Origin of the sequence: Flavobacterium turcicum, from assembly GCF_011365745.1 — a bacterium.
Taxonomy (GTDB): domain Bacteria; phylum Bacteroidota; class Bacteroidia; order Flavobacteriales; family Flavobacteriaceae; genus Flavobacterium; species Flavobacterium turcicum.
Window position 1 is genome coordinate 326,759 of sequence record NZ_JAAOBY010000001.1, and the last position, 19,793, is coordinate 346,551.

Annotated in this window: 18 protein-coding genes; 11 read left to right on the forward strand and 7 right to left on the reverse strand. The window is 36.3% G+C overall.

The genetic code is table 11. The annotated features are described in order from the left end of the window. Positions 1–104: 104 nt before the first annotated feature. Positions 105–1,001 (reverse strand): S66 peptidase family protein, encoded by an 897-nt coding sequence (locus G9Q29_RS01450; RefSeq protein ID WP_166133519.1) that lies wholly within the window; start codon positions 999–1,001, stop codon positions 105–107. Positions 1,002–1,247: 246 nt separating this feature from the next. Between G9Q29_RS01450 and G9Q29_RS01455 the strand changes: the two genes are divergently transcribed. The 3 genes from G9Q29_RS01455 to amaB all read left to right on the forward strand — a co-directional run bounded on the left by G9Q29_RS01455 (position 1,248) and on the right by amaB (position 4,735). After that, entirely contained in the window at positions 1,248–2,348 is a 1,101-nt protein-coding gene (locus G9Q29_RS01455; RefSeq protein WP_166132730.1) for an endonuclease/exonuclease/phosphatase family protein, read from the forward strand. A 98-nt stretch (positions 2,349–2,446) separates the two neighbouring features. Next, on the forward strand, positions 2,447–2,986 hold the full coding sequence (locus G9Q29_RS01460) for a 3-hydroxyanthranilate 3,4-dioxygenase (protein WP_166132731.1): 540 nt from the start codon (positions 2,447–2,449) through the stop codon (positions 2,984–2,986). A 195-nt stretch (positions 2,987–3,181) separates the two neighbouring features. Next, on the forward strand, positions 3,182–4,735 hold the full coding sequence (gene amaB, locus G9Q29_RS01465; protein ID WP_166132732.1) for an L-piperidine-6-carboxylate dehydrogenase: 1,554 nt from the start codon (positions 3,182–3,184) through the stop codon (positions 4,733–4,735). Positions 4,736–4,811: 76 nt separating this feature from the next. On the opposite strand, the gene G9Q29_RS01470 is transcribed toward amaB, so the two are convergent. The 5 genes from G9Q29_RS01470 to G9Q29_RS01490 all read right to left on the reverse strand — a co-directional run bounded on the left by G9Q29_RS01470 (position 4,812) and on the right by G9Q29_RS01490 (position 9,560). After that, positions 4,812–5,312, reverse strand: coding sequence for a DUF6646 family protein (locus G9Q29_RS01470; RefSeq protein WP_166132733.1), 501 nt, complete (start codon positions 5,310–5,312; stop codon positions 4,812–4,814). Positions 5,313–5,354: 42 nt separating this feature from the next. Beyond that, positions 5,355–6,080 carry a metallophosphoesterase family protein gene (locus G9Q29_RS01475; RefSeq protein WP_166132734.1) on the reverse strand — a complete coding sequence of 242 codons (726 nt, stop codon included), beginning with the start codon at positions 6,078–6,080 and terminating at the stop codon, positions 5,355–5,357. A gap of 519 nt (positions 6,081–6,599) precedes the next feature. Further along, the gene (locus G9Q29_RS01480; RefSeq protein WP_166132735.1) at positions 6,600–7,736 is read right to left on the reverse strand and encodes an ATP-binding protein; all 1,137 of its coding nucleotides are present in this window, start codon (positions 7,734–7,736) and stop codon (positions 6,600–6,602) included. A gap of 159 nt (positions 7,737–7,895) precedes the next feature. Then, positions 7,896–8,648 carry an SDR family NAD(P)-dependent oxidoreductase gene (locus tag G9Q29_RS01485; protein WP_166132736.1) on the reverse strand — a complete coding sequence of 251 codons (753 nt, stop codon included), beginning with the start codon at positions 8,646–8,648 and terminating at the stop codon, positions 7,896–7,898. 39 nt (positions 8,649–8,687) lie between these two features. Beyond that, positions 8,688–9,560, reverse strand: a complete 873-nt coding sequence (locus tag G9Q29_RS01490) for an aldo/keto reductase (protein WP_166132737.1) — start codon at positions 9,558–9,560, stop codon at positions 8,688–8,690. Between the two features lie 212 nt (positions 9,561–9,772). Here G9Q29_RS01490 and G9Q29_RS01495 point away from each other — a divergent pair, with 212 nt between their 5' ends. The 8 genes from G9Q29_RS01495 (at position 9,773) to G9Q29_RS01530 (ending at position 18,880) form a co-directional block, all read left to right on the forward strand. Continuing rightward, on the forward strand, positions 9,773–10,777 hold the full coding sequence (locus tag G9Q29_RS01495; protein ID WP_166132738.1) for an AAA family ATPase: 1,005 nt from the start codon (positions 9,773–9,775) through the stop codon (positions 10,775–10,777). Between the two features lie 80 nt (positions 10,778–10,857). Further along, positions 10,858–11,721, forward strand: a complete 864-nt coding sequence (locus tag G9Q29_RS01500; RefSeq protein WP_166132739.1) for a DUF58 domain-containing protein — start codon at positions 10,858–10,860, stop codon at positions 11,719–11,721. A gap of 71 nt (positions 11,722–11,792) precedes the next feature. Further along, a complete protein-coding gene (locus tag G9Q29_RS01505) occupies positions 11,793–13,424 on the forward strand; it encodes a DUF4381 domain-containing protein (protein WP_166132740.1) in 1,632 nt (543 codons plus the stop codon). Next, the gene (locus tag G9Q29_RS01510; RefSeq protein WP_166132741.1) at positions 13,424–14,425 is read left to right on the forward strand and encodes a vWA domain-containing protein; all 1,002 of its coding nucleotides are present in this window, start codon (positions 13,424–13,426) and stop codon (positions 14,423–14,425) included. Before G9Q29_RS01505 ends, G9Q29_RS01510 begins: the two co-directional genes overlap by 1 nt. 48 nt (positions 14,426–14,473) lie before the next feature. Beyond that, positions 14,474–15,514, forward strand: coding sequence for a VWA domain-containing protein (locus tag G9Q29_RS01515; protein ID WP_166132742.1), 1,041 nt, complete (start codon positions 14,474–14,476; stop codon positions 15,512–15,514). Positions 15,515–15,544: 30 nt separating this feature from the next. Next, complete coding sequence (locus G9Q29_RS01520) at positions 15,545–16,303, forward strand: tetratricopeptide repeat protein (RefSeq protein WP_166132743.1); 759 nt, start codon at positions 15,545–15,547, stop codon at positions 16,301–16,303. Between the two features lie 20 nt (positions 16,304–16,323). After that, positions 16,324–18,072 (forward strand): BatD family protein, encoded by a 1,749-nt coding sequence (locus tag G9Q29_RS01525; RefSeq protein ID WP_166132744.1) that lies wholly within the window; start codon positions 16,324–16,326, stop codon positions 18,070–18,072. Positions 18,073–18,136: 64 nt separating this feature from the next. Next, positions 18,137–18,880, forward strand: coding sequence for a tetratricopeptide repeat protein (locus G9Q29_RS01530; protein WP_166132745.1), 744 nt, complete (start codon positions 18,137–18,139; stop codon positions 18,878–18,880). A gap of 48 nt (positions 18,881–18,928) precedes the next feature. Here G9Q29_RS01530 and G9Q29_RS01535 read toward each other — a convergent pair whose 3' ends face one another. After that, positions 18,929–19,786, reverse strand: a complete 858-nt coding sequence (locus tag G9Q29_RS01535; RefSeq protein ID WP_166132746.1) for a TlpA family protein disulfide reductase — start codon at positions 19,784–19,786, stop codon at positions 18,929–18,931. Between the last annotated feature and the right edge of the window lie 7 nt (positions 19,787–19,793).

The following is a 19,793-nucleotide window of genomic DNA, read 5'->3' on the forward strand; positions in this document are numbered from 1 at the left end:
ACAATTCATCAATAAAAAAAACAGAATTTAATTTACCGCTTAAGTCCTCAAGCTACTTTCGGCCAAGCTTCCAATCCTTCAAAAAAAGTCGTGGTGGATTTTTTTTATTCAAATGTGAGCGTTCCGCCTTTTTCCTGTACATCTAGTGTAACCATTCGCCCTAAAATTAAGGCTCTATTGTCTTGAATGTGCCCGGCTGGGAAATTGTACAAAATCGGAATGTTGTATTTTTGCGTTACATCTTCAATAATTTCGATCGCATTTTTACCCCACGGAACATCGTTGTCTTTCATTTTGGTCATTGATCCTACAACAATTCCTTTGATGCTTTCGAGGCAACCATTGCGTTTTAAGTTCATCATCATGCGGTCTATATGATACAAATATTCGTCAAGATCTTCGATAAACAAAATTTTATCGGTGCAATCAATTGCTGATGTAGAGCCAAACAAACTGTAGAGTATCGATAAATTTCCGCCCACCAAACGTCCGGTTGCAGTTCCTATTATGTTTTTGCTAAAAGCGGCAACTTGGTAAGAAAGCGATTCACCAAAAAGCGCTTTTTTGAGTGATGTTATGGCTTGCGGCGTTGCTCGTGGTGCAGTAAGTGGCATAATGGCATGAAGCGATTGAAAACCTAAAGTATTCAAATGACTATGCAAAACAGTTACATCGCTAAAACCTACAATCCATTTCGGATTCATTTTAAACTTTGTAAAATCTAATAAATCAACCATTCTAACCGTACCATAACCGCCTTTTACGCACCAAATTGCTTTGATGTTAGGGTTGTCTAACTGTGTTTGAAAATCGGCTGCACGTTGTTCATCAGTTCCTGCAAGTTGATTATTGTCTAAGCCAATTGTTTTTCCAATCACAACCTCAAGTCCCCAACTATGTAATAAATCAATAGCAGGTTGTAGGTTGTTGTCAATGTTTTTTCGAGCTGTAGCTACAAGAGCAACGGTATCTCCTTTTTGCAAATAAGGTGGTGTAATCATAGTGGTTTGAGCTTGACTGTATGAGGTTTCTAAAACAAAAATAAGAAATAGCAACCAATAAAAAATAGAATGTCTTGTCGGTTGCTTGAATGTATAGTAGTTCATGAATTGGCGTTAACTGAAAAAAGTGTTTGTTTATAAATTCAAAGATAGTCATTTCTAAAACAATGCGAAATTCAATACAAATTACTACTTTTAACCTAAAGTAATTGATTATCGGTACGTTGTAACTCAAAAAAAAAAACAATGAAATTTAGAATTCTGTTGCTCCTTTCTCTCGGCCTACCTACAATTGCCTCGTCACAAACTAAAAAATACAGCATTCACACCGTAGCTTTTTATAATTTCGAAAATTTATTCGACACTATAAATGACCCAGATACTTTTGATGAGGAATGGACGCCAAAAGGTTTACAGCGTTGGACATTCGACAAATACCAAAAAAAGTTAGCCAATCTAGCTCGTGTTCTTTCTTCAATTGGCACTGGAGAGCATGCAGATTCACCAACGCTTATTGGAGGTTGCGAAATTGAAAACAGAGCTGTTCTTGAAGATCTTGTCAAACAGCCACTTTTGTTAGAGAAAGAATATGGCATCGTACATTTTGATTCGCCAGACAAACGCGGAATCGATGTAGCGCTTTTGTATCAAAAAAGTAAATTCCAACCCACAAGCTCCAGCAACATCCCGTTGTACATTTACAAAAAAGGAAATGTGACAAAAGATGAGGTAGCTGATAAAGCCGCTGAGATCACGGATGATAATCCTGAAGTAAATACCAAAAATTACAGAGTATACACTCGAGATCAACTTTTAGTAACCGGTTTTCTTGAAGGCGAAGAAATTCATATTATTGTAAACCACTGGCCATCTCGCTCTGGAGGTGAAAAAAAATCAAGTCCGTATCGCGAGGCAGCAGGCTTATTGAACAGAAAAATAATTGATTCGTTACAGCGAATTAATCCCGAAGCAAAAATCATCACTATGGGCGATCTCAATGACGGACCTTATAATAAAAGCGTAAAAATAGGGCTTGGCGCCAAAGCTAAAAAAGCATCTGTAGTAGCGTTTGGCATCTTTAACCCTTTTGAAGAAATGGCTCAAAAAGGCCAAGGAACCATTGCGCATCGTGATGCTTGGGATATTTTTGATCAAATAATGATTTCAGAAACTTTAATCCGCACTGATTTTTCTAGCTATCGTTTCTGGAAAGCGGGTATTTACAACAAGCCTTTTCTCATCCAAAACAGCGGTCAGTTTAAAGGATATCCGTTGCGGCATTCATCCTCTGAAATTGGTTTTAGCGACCATTTTCCCGTTTACATTTATTTGATCAAGCAAAAATAACACACAGCCACCTTCGCTTTTTTGGTAAAAATTAGTCGCTTGATTCATTGAAAATCTTAGTACCTTAGTGGCTTAGTAACTTTGAAACTCATACTAAAATGGCAATCGCAAAACCCTTCAACCTCAATAAGTGGATTGATGAAAATCGTCACCTACTCAAACCGCCCGTAGGTAACAAAAATTTATACCAAGAATCAGGAGATTATATCGTTATGGTGGTGGCTGGCCCCAACGCCCGTAAAGACTATCATTACAACGAAACCGAAGAACTATTTTACCAACTTGAAGGTTCTATAAAAGTAATTATTCAAGAAGATGGAGAGCGCCGCGAAATGGAATTAAATCCTGGCGATATGTATCTCAATCCTGCCAAAACGCCACATTCACCGGTTCGTTCTGAGGGTTCAATTGGGTTGGTTATTGAACGCAAACGAGCGGGTCAGGGTTTTACCGATGGCTTACTGTGGTTTTGTGATAACTGCAATCACAAATTGCACGAGGTTTATTTTGAACTCCATAACATAGAGAAGGATTTTCTGCCTCATTTCAAACATTTTTATAATTCAGAAAGCTTGCGCACCTGCGATTCGTGCGGAACGGTCATGCAGGCCGATCCTAAATTTGTTTCTAAAGACTAGTTTTTTAGTAGCTTTTTCCCGTTATCCGCTGTATTCCCGATTAAAAAAACTACGGCCAAAAAATCCTTGTTTTTTAAAATCGGGAGATGCCGCTGCTACCGGGGCTAGAACAAAATAAAATACCAAAGTGTATTTTTCAAGCTGAAATCAATATATTTGTAAATAAATATAACAATTTTAATCAAAAAAGTTAGAATGATAACAATAGCCAATCAATTCGGAATGAACGAAGCCTTGAAGCAATTGGGCATAAATGATATAAACGAAGGAAGTTCAACCGGACAAAACTCCTTTTCAAATGGTGAAATTTTAGAAAGTTTTTCGCCTGTTGACGGACAATTAATAGGTAAAGTAAAAACATCGACTGCCGCTGATTACGAAAAAGTAATGCAAACAGCAACAGAAGCTTTTAAGACTTTTAAAACAATGCCAGCGCCACAACGCGGCGAAATTGTACGCCAGTTTGGTGAAAAATTACGTAAAAATAAAGAAGCTCTTGGTAAGTTAGTTTCCTATGAAATGGGGAAATCATTGCAAGAAGGATATGGAGAAGTTCAGGAAATGATTGATATCTGTGATTTTGCAGTGGGATTATCTCGTCAATTACACGGTTTAACCATGCACTCTGAGCGTCCAGGACACAGAATGTACGAGCAATACCATCCATTAGGAGTGGTAGGAATCATTTCGGCTTTCAATTTTCCAGTAGCAGTTTGGGCTTGGAACACAGCATTAGCTTGGATTTGTGGCGATGTTTGCGTTTGGAAACCATCTGAAAAAACACCTCTTTGCGGTATTGCTTGCCAAAATATTATTGCTGAAGTAATTAAAGAAAATAACCTTCCAGAAGGAATTTCTTGTTTGATCAACGGAGATTACAAAGTAGGCGAAATGATGACTAACGATAAGCGCGTGCCTTTGGTATCTGCAACAGGTTCTACTCGTATGGGTAAAATTGTAGCGCAAGCGGTTGCTGCTCGTCTTGGAAAATCATTGTTAGAATTAGGTGGAAACAATGCTATCATTGTAACTCCTGATGCGGATATAAAAATGACCGTTATTGGTGCCGTATTTGGTGCCGTTGGAACTGCAGGACAACGTTGTACTTCAACACGTAGATTGATCATTCACGAAAGTATTTACGATACTGTAAAAGATGCCATGGTGTCTGCTTACAAGCAATTGCGTATTGGTAATCCATTAGATGAAAATAATCATGTTGGTCCTGTAATTGACACACATGCTGTAGAAATGTATAATAAAGCGCTTGAAAAAGTAGTTGCCGAAGGCGGAAAAATTCTTGTTGAAGGCGGAGTGCTTTCTGGCGAAGGATTTGAAAGTGGTTGTTATGTAAAACCAGCTATTGCTGAGGCTGATAACACTTTTGAAATTGTACAACACGAAACTTTTGCACCTGTATTGTACTTATTAAAATATTCAGGAACGGTAGAAAATGCTATTGCAATTCAAAACGGAGTAGCACAAGGATTGTCATCGGCAATTATGACCAATAATTTGCGTGAAGCAGAATTATTCCTTTCTGTAACAGGTTCTGATTGTGGTATTGCAAACGTAAACATTGGAACTTCTGGTGCCGAAATTGGAGGTGCTTTTGGAGGAGAAAAAGAAACAGGTGGCGGTCGTGAGTCTGGCTCTGATGCTTGGAAAGTGTATATGCGTCGTCAAACTAATACCATCAATTACACCACAAGTTTACCCTTAGCACAAGGAATCAAATTTGATTTGTAATTGAATAAATAGAAATACTAAAAAAGGCAATTTGAAATCTCAAATTGCCTTTTTTTTATTTCAAAATAGTTTTGTTCTACAAATTGAAAGACGCTCCTATACTAAAAGTAAACTGATTGTTTAGTTTATCAAAACCAATTGGGTTTGTTTTGTAACTAGCAATAGGAATTCCAGCCTCGGTAAAAACACCAAAACCTTCAGTAAAAAAATATCTAAAACCCAAGTGAGCACCAAAATTTCTTAAACCTAAATCTAATCCAGGATAAATATCCATTTTTTCATCCAGCTCAAATACGTTTCCTAAATTAGCATTAAAACGGGCTTTTAAATCAATACGGTCACCAAAATCTGGTTTGTTTCCTAAGGCATCATTTGAAACAGAAAGCAAATAGGAAGTAGCAAAGCCAAATGACATATTTTCTCCCAAACCAAAATCAGTTGCAACACGTATTCCGGATCCGCCATCTTGTAGTATTGCTCCAAGATCAAATTTAGTATCACCATTACCTTTAAAAGCTTGGCCTTGAGCTACGCTAGCTGTTAGTACAAGTGCAAAAAGTACAATATATTTTTTCATTTCCTCTGTTTTAAATTCGTAAAAATTAGTTGTTATGTTTTATTAATTTCGGCCTTTTTCGTCAAAATACAATTGATTAAGCGGCTCACTTTGCCAAAATTCTTTGGTGTCAACATCAAGAATGGTAAGCGGACCTTTAAACGCGGCTCCCGTATCTACATTCCAAACGTTGGCTTTTTTAACAGGTGTCGTTTCTCCAATTCGCGTTACGGGAGTATGACCAATAAAAATTTCATGGTACATGCTCAATCTTTTTGGATAAAAAGGATGGTCAAGCGCCATCCGATCGTCTAAGGATAAGGCGGTTTCCCAAAGAGTACGGTCCCAGTAAAATTGACCCGGAAAATATTCAAATTGTGCGCCATTCACATTCGTAAAACCGGCATGAACATACAATCTGTTGTGCTCGTCTAAATAATAATTTTTAAGCGATTTAAGGAATTCGATATGTTTTTGTTTTTGGCTGTATGTTACACTTTCGTAGGCTTTTACAGTTGCTTCGCCACCATGTTTGTACCACAAAAGGTTGTCTTTGCTCTCATCAAGCCATTCTAGTAATAAATCATCATGATTGCCGCGAATACAAATGCAATTTTGTTGTGATTGCAAATCAATAATAAAATCAAGTACCTGAGGCGATTGACTCCATCCGTCTACATAATCTCCTAAAAAAATAAGAGTGTCGTGTTTGGTAACTTTGGCACGCTCCATGATTTGATGTAGCGCTCGCAAGCCACCATGAATATCGCCTATAACGAGTGTTCTCATTCTGAATTTTCTCTATTTGTATTTGCAAAAATAGCAGAAAAAAAGCACTATTTAAGCTAATTGTGAAAACAATGAAATTTGAGACGTATTGTTTTGAGCTAAATTCATTTTTTACTGTTTTAAACACGGTAATCATAAATCGTTAAACAGTTGTGAAAAATGTACTTACAAATGATTGTGTAATTCAATTATTACAGTTATCTTTACGGAAATTTAAACCAATTCCCTGATGAGTACACTGGTTAAAATAACGTTACTTCTTGTAAAGATGATGTGTCAATTGATTACAGATATTATAAATTATTTTTAATTTTTTCTGAATCTTTTACATCAATTCTTTTGTGTTAATTGCTATAAACTTTTAAGATGCTGCTTTAGAGTATTAAAAAGTAAAAATAAAGCAATTGGCTCCTTCTTTTTTTTGGCTTTATGCAAGCAAAATTTTTTTCCTCATCGAGATTTTTATTTAATGCAATTGAAGAAGACTTTCAATTATTTAGGTATACTTTCATGTAATAGTTAAGTGTCGTATTTCATTTTTCGTAAAACCCTCAGAGCTTCTTTAAACGAAAGATATACAGGAATAAATGGTTTTAGAGTAGCTTTGGCTTCTATCAAATTTTGTTTAGCATCCTCAAGTCCGTTTAAATAACAAATCATAAAAGTATAAGGTAAATGCGATAGGTCTTTTTGATCTTGTAAAGTCAAGGCTTGAGCGGAGTTTATTTTTTTGAGCAAAGCCAAATTAGAATTGTAAATGTGATACAACGTTTTTTTATCAAATTCAGGTGGCTGGAAAAGGAATTCTGTTTCTATTTTATAGTAACCATTTTCAAAAAAATGTAACGTTTGTTTTTCTAACGGATAGTACTGCATTTGATCTCTTAATCCGAGGGGTACATACTCAATAATGGTGAAACTGTCTTCGTCAAAGAAAATTTCTACAACATCTTGCGAGGAGTAAAACAATTTAATTTGTTCGTTTACAAGCTCAATATCTACTCGTGATAAATAGGTTTTATTTTTAGATTTTTTAGTAATTCCCGCCCAACATATCACAAACAACTCTTTAAAAACTTTGTACTTGGGGGCCATGTCTTTATGTTTGAAATTCATAAATTCAATTACGCCATCCAAGGTATGTGCTATGCTGTTTCGAGAGTTGTTTTCGATGCCAATTACGGTTTCAACGTTGGTAAAATTGAATTCCATTTTGCCTTCAAGCGGAGTGGTATTGCTACCAACACGGATAAAAATACTGTTTATCGGAATGGTATGAATGCCTTTTTTAAAACTAGAAATTTTATTTTTGGGTTTAATCGTTACCAATCCTACAACTTTATCTTTTGGTAAATTAGGAAAAGGAACATTCTCGTATTGAATTTTGGGAGGATTTTCTAAATAAGCATTTACAAGATTTTGAATTCGGCTATCGTCAAAAAAATCATCACCTAAAATTGTGTTATCTTGATCTTCGACACCGACGACTATATAAGAATTATTGGTAGGATTGGAGTTAGATAAAGCGCAAATGTGTTTCAAAAATTTGGCTTTTCCCTCGCGAGTATGCAGGTTCAACTGCCGCTTTTTATCATAAAAACTACATTCGTCATTGTGTGCGAGTAAATTTTTAATCAAAAGGCGTTTGTTGATCATTGTTATTGATTAATGTGTATTTCCAATATCTTAAATCGTCATTGAAGAATTAATTATATTTAGGTTCTTTGCAAAATAAATTACCGCAGATTCACGGACTTAAAATTAATTAAAAATCTGTGAATCTGAGGTTAATTTTTTAATGATTACAATTTTTTACTAGTCTCTCTTTAAAATAGTTGCTGCAGCTTGAGCGGTAGGCAATACTAGTAAATCACCAATATTGACGTGGTATGGTCGGGTTACTACAAAATGAATGATATCTGCAATATCCTCGGCAACTAGCGGTTCAAATCCGTTATAAACACTAGCCGCTCTGTTGGTATCCCCCTTAAAGCGTACTTCGCTAAATTCGGTTTCAACTGCGCCAGGATGTATCGCTCCAACTCGAATTCCGTACGGATTCAAATCAATGCGCATGGCTTGGTTCAAAGCATCTACCGCGTGTTTCGAGGCGCAGTAAACATTTCCGTTCGGGTAAACTTCCTTGCCTGCAATTGAACCAATGTTGATGATGTGACCTGATTTTTTCGCAATCATACCCGGAATTACCGCTTTAGAAACATATAAAAGTCCTTTTACATTTATATCAATCATGGCGTCCCAATCGTCAAGGCTTCCCGTTTGAATCGGGTCAAGTCCGTGCGCGTTTCCTGCGTTATTAATCAAAACATCGATGGTTGAAAAACCAGCTGGCAAGGAGCCAATCTGATTTGAAACTGCTTCTTTGTCGCGTACATCAAAACACAATGTGTGTACTTGAGTGATTTTGCTTAACTCCTGAGCAAGTTCTTCAAGGCGGTCTTCTCGACGTCCGCACAAGATCACATTAAAATTGTTTTTGGCTAATAGTTGGGCTGTTGCCTTACCTATGCCGCTGGTAGCACCAGTTATCAATACGGTTTTATTCATTTGTATTTTTTAAAAAATTAAAAATGCGCTTGATTTAAATTAAGGAACTTTGTTCCCCATGCTTTCCGTCCAGATAGCAAACCAATCTTCATGATCCAATTGTAAAGCAGCAGCTTTCATCAGTGATTGAATTCGAGCCACATTTACGGTACCTGCAATTGGAATAATTTTAGACGGATGTTGTAAAATCCATGCAAGCAATAATGTGTCTGAACCCAACTCGTATTTAGCAACCAAAGTTGCCAATAATTTTTTCAAACGTCGGGTTTGCGCATTGTCTTCTCTAAACACAGATCCTAGCGGATTCCAAGACATTGGCCGAATATTATGTAGTTGCATATAAGCTAAACTGCCATCTAGCATAGGCTCGTGGTGTGTGGCTGAAAACTGAATTTGATTGTAAGAAACAGGTGTTTTTTGTCTTATCAATTCAGTTTGTGAATTTGTGAAATTCGAAAGCCCAAAATCAACGATTTTTCCTTGAGTTTGCAATTGAGTTACCGCCTCGGCAATTTCATCAGCTTGCATCAATGGGCTTGGTCGGTGCAATAACAATACATCTAAATAATCAGTGTGTAGGTTTTGTAAAGAGGCCTCGACAGATTGAATAATATAATCCTTGGAGTACTGATAATGTTTGATAGCGTTTTTCCTGTTCGCGGTTACCATCTGGATACCGCATTTTGAAATCAGCTGTATTTTTTCGCGCGCTATTTTGCTTGCTGCAAATGCTTTTCCAAAAGCGGCTTCGGTGGTATAATCACCGTAAATATCAGCATGGTCAAACGAAGAAATTTTATTCTCCAAACACACATTAATCATGTTCTCCATTTCTTTGGAAGTGAGATTTTTATCCCAAATTCCCCAATTCATAACGCCAGCAATGATGGGGGATAAATTTGTTTTTATCATGTTTTTTATTTTTTGTAAAAAATAGCTTTTTTACGTTTTCGAACTTTATTATTCAAAGTTCTTAAAATTATAAAAATTGTATCACAATTAGTACTTAAAATTGCCTATTTTACTTAAGTTTTAACCATTTTTTAACATCTTACTTCTAAAAAAAAATTCAATTTGCAGCTTCAAACCAAAGGCATTTAATTCAAGTTTTTAAACACAAAATAATGGAAGAAAATACGGCGACTTTAGACATTAGAGCGATCAATGAAAAAATAGAGAGAGAGAGTGCGTTTATTGACCTTCTCGTAATGGAAATGAATAAGGTTATTGTGGGTCAAAAGCACATGGTAGAGCGCTTGTTAATTGGACTTTTGGGTCAAGGCCATATTTTGTTAGAAGGAGTGCCAGGGTTGGCAAAAACTTTGGCTATCAATACTTTGTCACAAGCAGTTCAAGGTTCGTTTAGCAGGATTCAGTTTACTCCAGATTTATTGCCTGCCGATGTAGTAGGAACCATGATTTACAACATAAAGTCAAACGAATTCTCCATAAAAAAAGGTCCTATTTTTGCAAATTTCGTTCTAGCCGATGAGATCAACCGTGCGCCTGCTAAGGTACAATCGGCACTTTTAGAGGCTATGCAAGAAAAGCAAGTTACTATTGGGGACACTACTTTTAGATTAGACCGCCCATTTTTAGTTTTGGCTACTCAAAATCCGGTAGAGCAAGAAGGAACATACCAATTGCCAGAAGCGCAAGTAGATCGTTTTATGCTAAAAACGGTTATTGATTATCCTAAAATGGAAGACGAGCGCATGGTAATTCGTCAAAACTTGAAAGGTAGCTTCGAAAAAGTAAATGCAGTTGTTTCTGTAGAGCAAATTTTGCGTGCGCAAGAAGCTGTTCGTGAGGTTTACATGGATGAAAAAATAGAGAAATACATTCTCGATATTATATTTGCTACCCGATATCCTGAAAAATACAAATTAGCTGATTTGAAACCTTTAATCAGTTTTGGAGCATCACCTCGTGGTAGTATCAACTTGGCTAATGCGGCTAAATGTTATGCTTTTATCAAGCGCCGTGGCTATGTAATTCCTGAGGATGTACGTGCAGTGGTTCACGATGTATTGCGCCACAGAATTGGAGTTACTTACGAAGCGGAGGCTGAAAACATTACATCTGTTGACATTATCAACAAAATCGTAAACGAAGTAGAAGTACCCTAAAAGTGAATAGTAATAAGTGAATAGTAATTAACCGTGGTTGGTTACTATTCACTATTCACTAATTACTAATTACTAAAAAAATGGATACAAAAGAGCTTTTAAAAAAGGTACGTAAAATAGAAATTAAGACCCGAAGATTGAGTGATCACATCTTTTCGGGTGAATACCATACATCTTTTAAAGGACGTGGAATGACCTTTAGCGAGGTACGCCAATACCAATACGGTGACGATATTCGCGCTATTGATTGGAATGTTACCGCACGTTACAACGAGGCACACGTAAAAGTTTTTGAAGAGGAGCGCGAACTCACCATGATGTTAATGGTTGACATTTCGGGTTCCGAAAGTTTTGGTTCTAAAAATCAGTTCAAAAAAGATATCGTTACCGAAATTGCTGCTACAATGGCTTTTTCGGCTACTCAAAACAACGATAAAATAGGATTGATTTTATTTTCAGATGCAATCGAATTGTACATTCCGCCTAAAAAAGGACGTTCTCATGTATTGAGAATTATTCGAGAACTTTTAGAATTTGAACCTAAAAGTAAAAAAACCGATATTGCTCAAGCTTTAAAATTTTTATCTGGAACTCAAAAGAAAAAAGCTATTGTATTTGTAATTTCTGATTTTATGGCTAATGGCTATGAGCAAACCTTGAAAATTGCAGCAAAAAAGCACGATATAACCGGAATTCGAGTTTACGATAGTCGAGAGGAAAAAATGCCCGATTTAGGTATGGTCCCGATGCTTGATGCTGAAACAGGTGCCATTGAGTTGATTAATACGGGATCAAAACAGTTGCGTTTGCAATATGAAAAGCAGTATCATGAAAAGGTTGATTATTTTAAAGAAACTTTCAGTAAATCAGGCTCTGGAGTAGTACACACAAGGGTTGATGAAAGTTACGTAACTAAATTATTAAGCTATTTCAAGTCAAGGTAACCAACTTTTTCAAAGCAAATCAAAAATCGTTAGTCCTCCATCAAAAATCGAGAAAGGTTCAATACTAAAACATGAAAAAACAACTCTACATATTATTAATCCTGATTTCTACCACCGTTTTTGCACAACAAAAACAAGTAGTAACCAGCCTTGATACTATTAAAAATAAAATAGGAGCCGAGTTCAAGTTGTCTATCAAAACAACGGTTGATACTTCGGCTAAAGTCGTGTTTCCAAATTTTAGAAACATTGGTGCACTTGAGGTGATTCAGTCGTATCCCATCGACACAATTCGAATGGATAGCAAATACGAGTTAATCAAAAAATACGGCTTAACGCAGTTTGATTCTGGTAGGTATGTTATTCCTCGCGTGAAAATCTTCATTAACAGCAAACCGTTTTTTACTGATTCGCTTCTTGTTGAGGTAGCCAATGTGCAAGTAGACACTTTAAAGCAAAAAATGTTTGACATCAAAGACATAGCTCCTGCAGAGGATGCTGTTGGCGATTGGTGGAAATATCTTTTGGGCTTTTTGCTTTTAGCAGGAATTGGAGCAGGAGTGTATTGGTTTGTAAAACGAAGACAACGTAATAAAATTACCGAAGAGGTTTACAAAACGCCAATCGAAAAAGCAACCAACTTGCTAGATACGCTGGAGAAAAAAGAGTTATGGCAAAAAGGAGAAGTAAAGGCTTATTACAGTGAGCTTACTGATATCGCCCGTAATTATATTGAAGAGGCGATTGAAATTCCGGCCATGGAAAGCACTACATCAGAGTTGATTCAAGGTTTAAAAGCAGCATCTCTTAAAAAGAAAATGAAGCTTTCAAAAGACATTATCGAAAACTTGGAACTTGTTCTTAAACAAGCGGATTTGGTAAAATTTGCGAAAGTTAAACCCCTTGATTTTGAAATTACAGAAGATCGCAACAAGATTCAAAAAGTGATTTTAACATTGGATAAATCCATTCCAGTTGAGGTTCCTGACCAAGAAGAATTGCTACTCAATGAAGCACAAAGACAAAAACAAATTGAATTACAATTGCGTAAAGAACGCAAAAAAAGAATCAGTTTGGCAGTGGCAGCTGTTGCATTTGTTTTGGTAGCAACAACAGTTTATTTCTCTGTAACCAAAGGATTTGATTATGTGAAGGACACGATTCTCGGACACCCAACCAAAGAACTTTTAGAGGGCGAATGGGTGAAAAGTGAATACGGAAATCCAGGCGTGATTATTGAAACTCCTAAGGTTTTAAAAAGAGTAGATTTAACCAAAAGCCTTCCTAAAAACGGCATGGCGCTGATCAAAGAGATGCAATCATTTGGCTACGGTAGCCTTATAGATCGTTTTTATATCTTGGTTTCTACCTTTAAATACAAAGCCGAAACGCAAATTGATTTGGCCAAATCTATGGATGGAGCTTTGCAATCGCTTGAGGCACAAGGCGCACAGAACATGATCGTAAAACAGGAGGAATTCGAAACTCCCGAAGGTGTTAAGGGTCTAAAAGCCTACGGTACTTTCTCGCAATTGGATAGCAATAATAAAACTACAGCCAAAATGTATTACGAGGCACTTATTTTTAGTCAAGATGGTGGTTTGCAACAATTACTCATTTTCCATGAAGAAGGAGATACTTACGGCAACACCATTGCAGAGCGTGTTTTGAATACTGTTGAATTAAAACAAGCGAGCAACTAATGGAGAAATTAACGTTTTTAAACCCAGAATTTTTTTGGTTGTTTCTTGTGATTCCAGTAGTTGTATTTTGGTTTTGGAAGAAAAAAAACCAACAATCGGCTACGCTAAAAATGAGTTCGCTTGATGGTTTCAAGGGAACAAAATCCGTGATTACAAAACTAAAACCTGTTTTGAATGTGTTTCGTGTTTTGGCGCTTTGTTCTCTTATCATTGCCTTAGCAAGACCACGAACGGTTGATGTGAGTAACAAAACAAAAATAACCAAGGGTGTTGATATCGTTATGGCAATTGACGTATCAGGTAGTATGTTGGCCAAGGATTTAAAACCGAATCGTATGGAAGCGCTAAAGCGCGTTGCCGCCGATTTTGTTCAAGAACGCCCAAACGACCGAATTGGTTTGGTGGTTTATGCATCTGAAGCGTACACTAAAACGCCTGTAACTAGCGATAAAGCGATTATTTTAGATGCCATCAACAGTATCAAATACGACAATGTGCTGCAAGACGGTACCGGAATTGGTATGGGTTTAGCTACCGCTGTGAACCGATTGAAAGACAGTCAAGCTAAAAGTAAAGTAATTATTCTGTTGACCGATGGGGTGAATAACTCTGGTTTTATTGAGCCTGAAACTGCATCTGATATTGCCAAGCAATACGGTATAAAAGTATATACGATTGGTATTGGAACTAATGGAATGGCCATGTTTCCATACGCTGTGGCGCCAAATGGAGAGTTTTTGTTTCAAATGATGAAAGTAGAAATTGACGAGCAATTGATGAAAAATATTGCTAAAAAAACCGAAGGTCAGTATTTTAGAGCAACAAGCAATTCAAAATTAGCAGAAATTTATAACTCAATCAATAAGCTAGAAACTACTGAAATCGAGGAACTCAAGTTTTATGATTACGACGAAAAATTCAGACTATTTGTCTGGATTGCTGGTTTTTTACTGTTAGCTGAATTTGGTTTACGAAATACAGTTTTCAAAAGCTTTGTATAATGACAGTCGAATTCTTAGTAAAAGGGAATACCGACTAAAAAAAATAAAATGGAATTAGACGAAAAAAAATATTTATACCTATTAGTAATCCTGCCTTTGGTGGTGCTTGTTTTTATGGCCAATTTGTATTGGAAACGAAAAAAACAGCGCGAGTTTGGTGACCTTGAAATGGTTAAAAAACTAAGTCCCGATGCGTCGATTTTTAAGCCAGTTGCTAAATTGGTTTTGTTACTTGTAGCGCTTTTGGCACTGGTTTTTGCTTTGGTTAATCCAAAAATTGGAACCAAGATGGAAACCGTAAAACGAGAAGGTATCGATATTGTTTTTGCCATGGACGTATCCAAAAGTATGTTGGCCGAAGACGTAGCGCCCAATCGTTTGGATAAAAGCAAACAATTGGTATCTCAAATCATCAAGCAATTAGGCAGTGACCGAATTGGTATTGTGGCTTATGCAGGAAGCGCATTTCCGGTATTGCCTATCACTACAGATTATGGTGTGGCGCGTATGTTTTTGCAAAGTATGAATACAGGAATGGTATCGTCACAAGGAACTTCGCTTGACGAGGCTATTAAATTATCGGCTACTTATTTTGACGAAAAAAGCAAAACTAGCAAACTGCTTATTTTAATTTCGGATGGAGAAGATCATTCTGAAGGTGCAGAAACTGCTGCAGAAGAAGCGAACAAACTCGGTTTAAAAATTATTACCATTGGAGTTGGTACCGAAAAAGGAGCTAATATTCCTTTGAAACGTAACGGTGTGGTTGAAGGTTATCAAAAAGACAATAACAATGAAATAGTAATTACCAAACTGAATAAAGCCAGTTTAGAAGTGATTGCAAAAACAACAAAAGGCAGTTATGTAAGCGGTAATAATACTAAGGAAGTTGTAGAACACATCAAAAACACACTCAATAACATTCAAAAAACAGAGTTTGAGGCAACTGAAATGGCCGAATTCCAATCGCAATTTCAATGGTTTTTAGGTTTAGGTTTCTTGTTATTGTTGATCGATGTATTTGTGTTAGATAGAAAAACAAGTTGGGTTAATAAATTAGATTTGTTCAACGAAAAAGCATCATCGTAACCGCTCGACTGATTCTGTTAAAAATAAAAAATGAAAACAATTCAAAATAGATGTCTTTTATTGTTGCTCTTTGTGGGGCTAAGCTGCCTTGCGCAACAAAAAGATCGAATTTTAACAAAAGCAAACCAAGAATATACAGATAGTAAGTTTGTAGATGCGGAAGCGATGTATCGTATTTCGGATTCTAAATTTCCAAACAAAGCGACTGCACCTTTCAATCTTGGGAATTCCATTTACAAACAAAAACAATCTTCTGAGGCTAAATTTGCTTTTGCAAAAGCATTAAAAAACTCTAAAACACGTCCTGAGAAGCATCGCGCGCTTCATAACTTGGGTAATGTTTTTATGAATGAGAAAGATTATACAAAAGCAGTTGAGGCCTACAAAAATGCTTTGCGCAATGATCCTAGAGATGAGGAAACGCGTTACAATTATGCTTTGGCAAAAAAAATGTTGAAAGACAATCCGCCGAAAGACGACAAGAAAAAAGACGATAAAAAAGATAAGGACAAGAAAGACGACAAAAAGGACGATAAAAAAGACGGGGATCAAGACAAAAAGGACGACCCGAATAAAGATAAAAAAGACGACCAAGGCGACAAGGATAAACAAAATAAAAAACCAGACCCGAACGAAAAGGGAGAACCAAAACCGGCTCCGGGAGGAATATCAAAAGAGCGTTTAGAGAATTTATTAGACGCTGTAAATAAAGAAGAAAAGAAAATTCAAGATAAAGTAAACGCCAAAAAAGTAAAAGGTAAACCAGTTAAAACTGAAAAAGATTGGTAATGCAATTACAGAGTGTGAAGATGAAAAGATATATAGTGGCAATTGTTTTATTGGTATGCAGTACGCTCAGTGCACAAGTGCAGTTTGAGGCGCGAGTGAGTAAAACAACTTTGGGTTTGAACGAGCGTTTGCGAATTGACTTTATGATGAATGTAGATGGCGACAACTTTGTGCAGCCCTCATTTGACGGTTTTCGTATTATTGCTGGTCCAAGTCAACAAGTAAGCCAATCTTGGGTTAATGGCCGCAGTTCATTTGAAAAAGCATATTCTTATTTTTTGTCACCCAATCAAAAAGGTACGTTTGTAATAAAGCCTGCAGCTATTGAGTACAATGGTCAAATTTATAAAACCGCTCCCATAAAAATCACAGTTACTGCCGCAACGCAGCAGCCTCGCGATCCTAGCGATCCTCAGATTAACGTAGATGAAAATTTGTATTTGGTTGCTGATGTCTCGAAAACCAATCCGTATGTTAACGAGCCAATTACGGTGGTTTACAAGTTGTACTTCAGTTTTAATATTGGAATGTCAAATTTAGGTGAAGCTAGCAAACCAAAATACAATGATTTTTGGAGTCAAAACATCGAAATCAAGCAGTTAGTAGCCGAAGAAGGAATTTTTAAAGGACAAAACTTTAGGTATATTGTGCTTAAAAAAGTAGTGCTGTATCCGCAAAAGTCAGGAAAACTAAAAATAGAACCCCTATCACTTTCTGTTGATGTGCAATTACCAACCAATCGTAGGGATATGTTTGGGCGTATGGTAGTAGCTGACGCAACCAAAACGGTATCGGCAGGAGCCAAAACCATCAATGTAAAACCATTGCCTGAGGCAGGAAAACCAGATGATTTTACTGGTGCTGTGGGTAATTTTGATTTTAAAGTTACGCCTTCTAAAACCACATTGAAGCACGGAGAAAGTTTAGATTTGGTCGTAAGCGTAAGCGGAAAAGGAAACTTGAAACTCTTTAGTTTGCCCAAACCGGTTGTGCCAAATGCACTCGAAATGTATGATCCTGTTCATAGTGAGTCCATCAATACGCCACTTTCTGGTATGGCTGGAAAATCAACGGATAGTTACACCATTATTCCGCAATACAAAGGCAATTATCCCGTAAAACCAATGCAGTTCTCTTATTTTGATTTGAACTCTGGAACTTATAAAACCATTAAAACGCCTGAGGTGATGATCAATGTGATTGATGGCCCATCACCAGTTGATTCTACTGCTGTTGCTGGCAATAAAAACAAAGCGGTCGTTGTAAAAGAATTCAAAAATATCCAAACCAAAACGAAGTTAGTGCCGGTAAGTTCAGATAGATTTTTTGGTTCAAACCGCTTTTTAGGTCTGTTGCTGTTGCCATTTTTGTTAATTCCGATTGTGATTTTGGTGCAAAACAAACGCGAAACACTTGCCGGAGATGTAACCGGAAACAGAATCCGCATGAACAACAAATTGGCTAAAAAATATTTATCGGAAGCGAAGAAACAAATCAAAAACAAAGAATTGTTCTACGTGGCTTTGGAAAAAGCGATGCATAATTTCTTAAAAGCGAAATTGCGTATTGAAACCTCTGAAATGAGTAAAGAAAATATTCAAGAGTTGTTATTGTCTAAAAATGCAAATCCAGCGGTAGTAACTGATTTTATTACGCTTACTGAAAATTGCGAAATAGCGCGATATGCGCCCTCGTCAAGTGTCACGATTCAACAAGATTTTGATAAAGCGGTCGCAATTATTTCTGATTTAGAGAAACAAATTAGCTAGCATGATTGCTCAATTAATTTTTAAGTAAAAGGACTCTGTGCCTCTATGGCAAATAAATATTATAATGAGAAACATATTATATCTACTTTTATTTTCAACCCAACTTTTCTTTGCCCAAAGTGGTTTCGAGAACGGCAATGCTTTGTATGCAAAAGGAAAGTACACCGAAGCGGTTGCAGCTTACGAAAGTGTATTGAGCCAAAAACAACAGTCATCCGAGTTGTATTTTAACCTAGCGAATGCACATTATAAATTGAACGCGGTGGCACCGGCTATTTACAATTACGAAAAGGCATTGGTGCTGAATCCTGAGAATACAGCTGCTGCTAACAATTTAAAATTTGCCCAAAAAAGAACGATTGACGAAATCAAAGTAGTTCCAAAAGTTGGCCTCGCAGCACTGTTACATAACTTCACAGGGAAGTTGCATTATGATACTTGGGCTTGGTCTGCGGTAGGATTTTCGGGATTGGTTTTTTTGGTGTTTTTAGGGTATTACTTTTCGAGAAATACTGTAGTGAAAAGAATTTTCTTTGGAAGTATCTTCGTGATGCTTGCTGGGATATTGATTTGTGTAACCGCTGCCAATATTGAAAACAATCATTTTGACAATGACAAACCAGCCATTGTTTTTGCAGAAAGAGTAGTAGTTACAAGTCAGCCTCGAAATGGAGACAAGCCGCTATTGGTTTTGCATGAAGGTGCTAAAGTTTACGTATTTGGAACCAGGGCACAATGGACCAAAATTGAACTTACTGATGGCACCGAAGGATGGATTGAAAGTAGCGCAATAAAGGAAGTGAAGTAGATGTAATTTGATTTAATCAGTTTTTAAAATAAGTAAACTATTTTTTGACTAAGATTTGTCTTCATATATTAATTTTTCTATTTGGTCATCAACAGTATACATAAATACTTTTTTGTCTGTTTCAAGAATACCACTGAACCTGATTTTCCCATTTTTTATAATTAGTAAGTGTGGGTATGCATTAATTTTGAGGCTGTCTTCGACTTGTTTAGCAGAAGCGGCATATATTTTTGGAAAAGTATACCCCAGTTTCTTTAAAATAGTTGTTGTTTCATCAAATTTATCATTCCGTAATGGAACATTCACAGCATAAATTAGCACATTAGGATTGTTTTTGTATTTTAAATATGTTTTCTCTAAATCGGGGAATTTAGTAAAACAAATGGCACACGAGGTTGACCAAAAATCTAAAACAATAATTTTATCTTTTTCAAAATTTACAGTTGTTTTGTTTTCATCAGTAAAATGTACTACCGGATATCGACCATTCATTTCGGCATTTTGATTTTCTACTAAAACCAATACATTTTGGAAAAACACATATCCTACAATTCCGAAAATAGCAATGGATAAAAATATAATAACCTTATGTTTAAACTTGAAGTAAGTATAAGCCAACAGACTACTAATTGGCAAAAATATCAAGTATAATATGGTTCTAGAATACTGATTATATATAAAAAACAACAAGAGAAAAATAATCATCATTGGTGCTATCAGAATAAGAATTGACTTAAAAGCCTCATTTGTTTTGTTGGTCTGAAATATTTTGATTGATATAAAAAAGCTGGTCGTTAAAAACAAAAGTAACATTAGGGAATGATCACCATAAGTTATAGTACCTAAGAAGACATAAGTTATAATTAAGCTTAGTGCTAGTATTATGTTTTTTTTTAAAAGATTCATTCAAAAA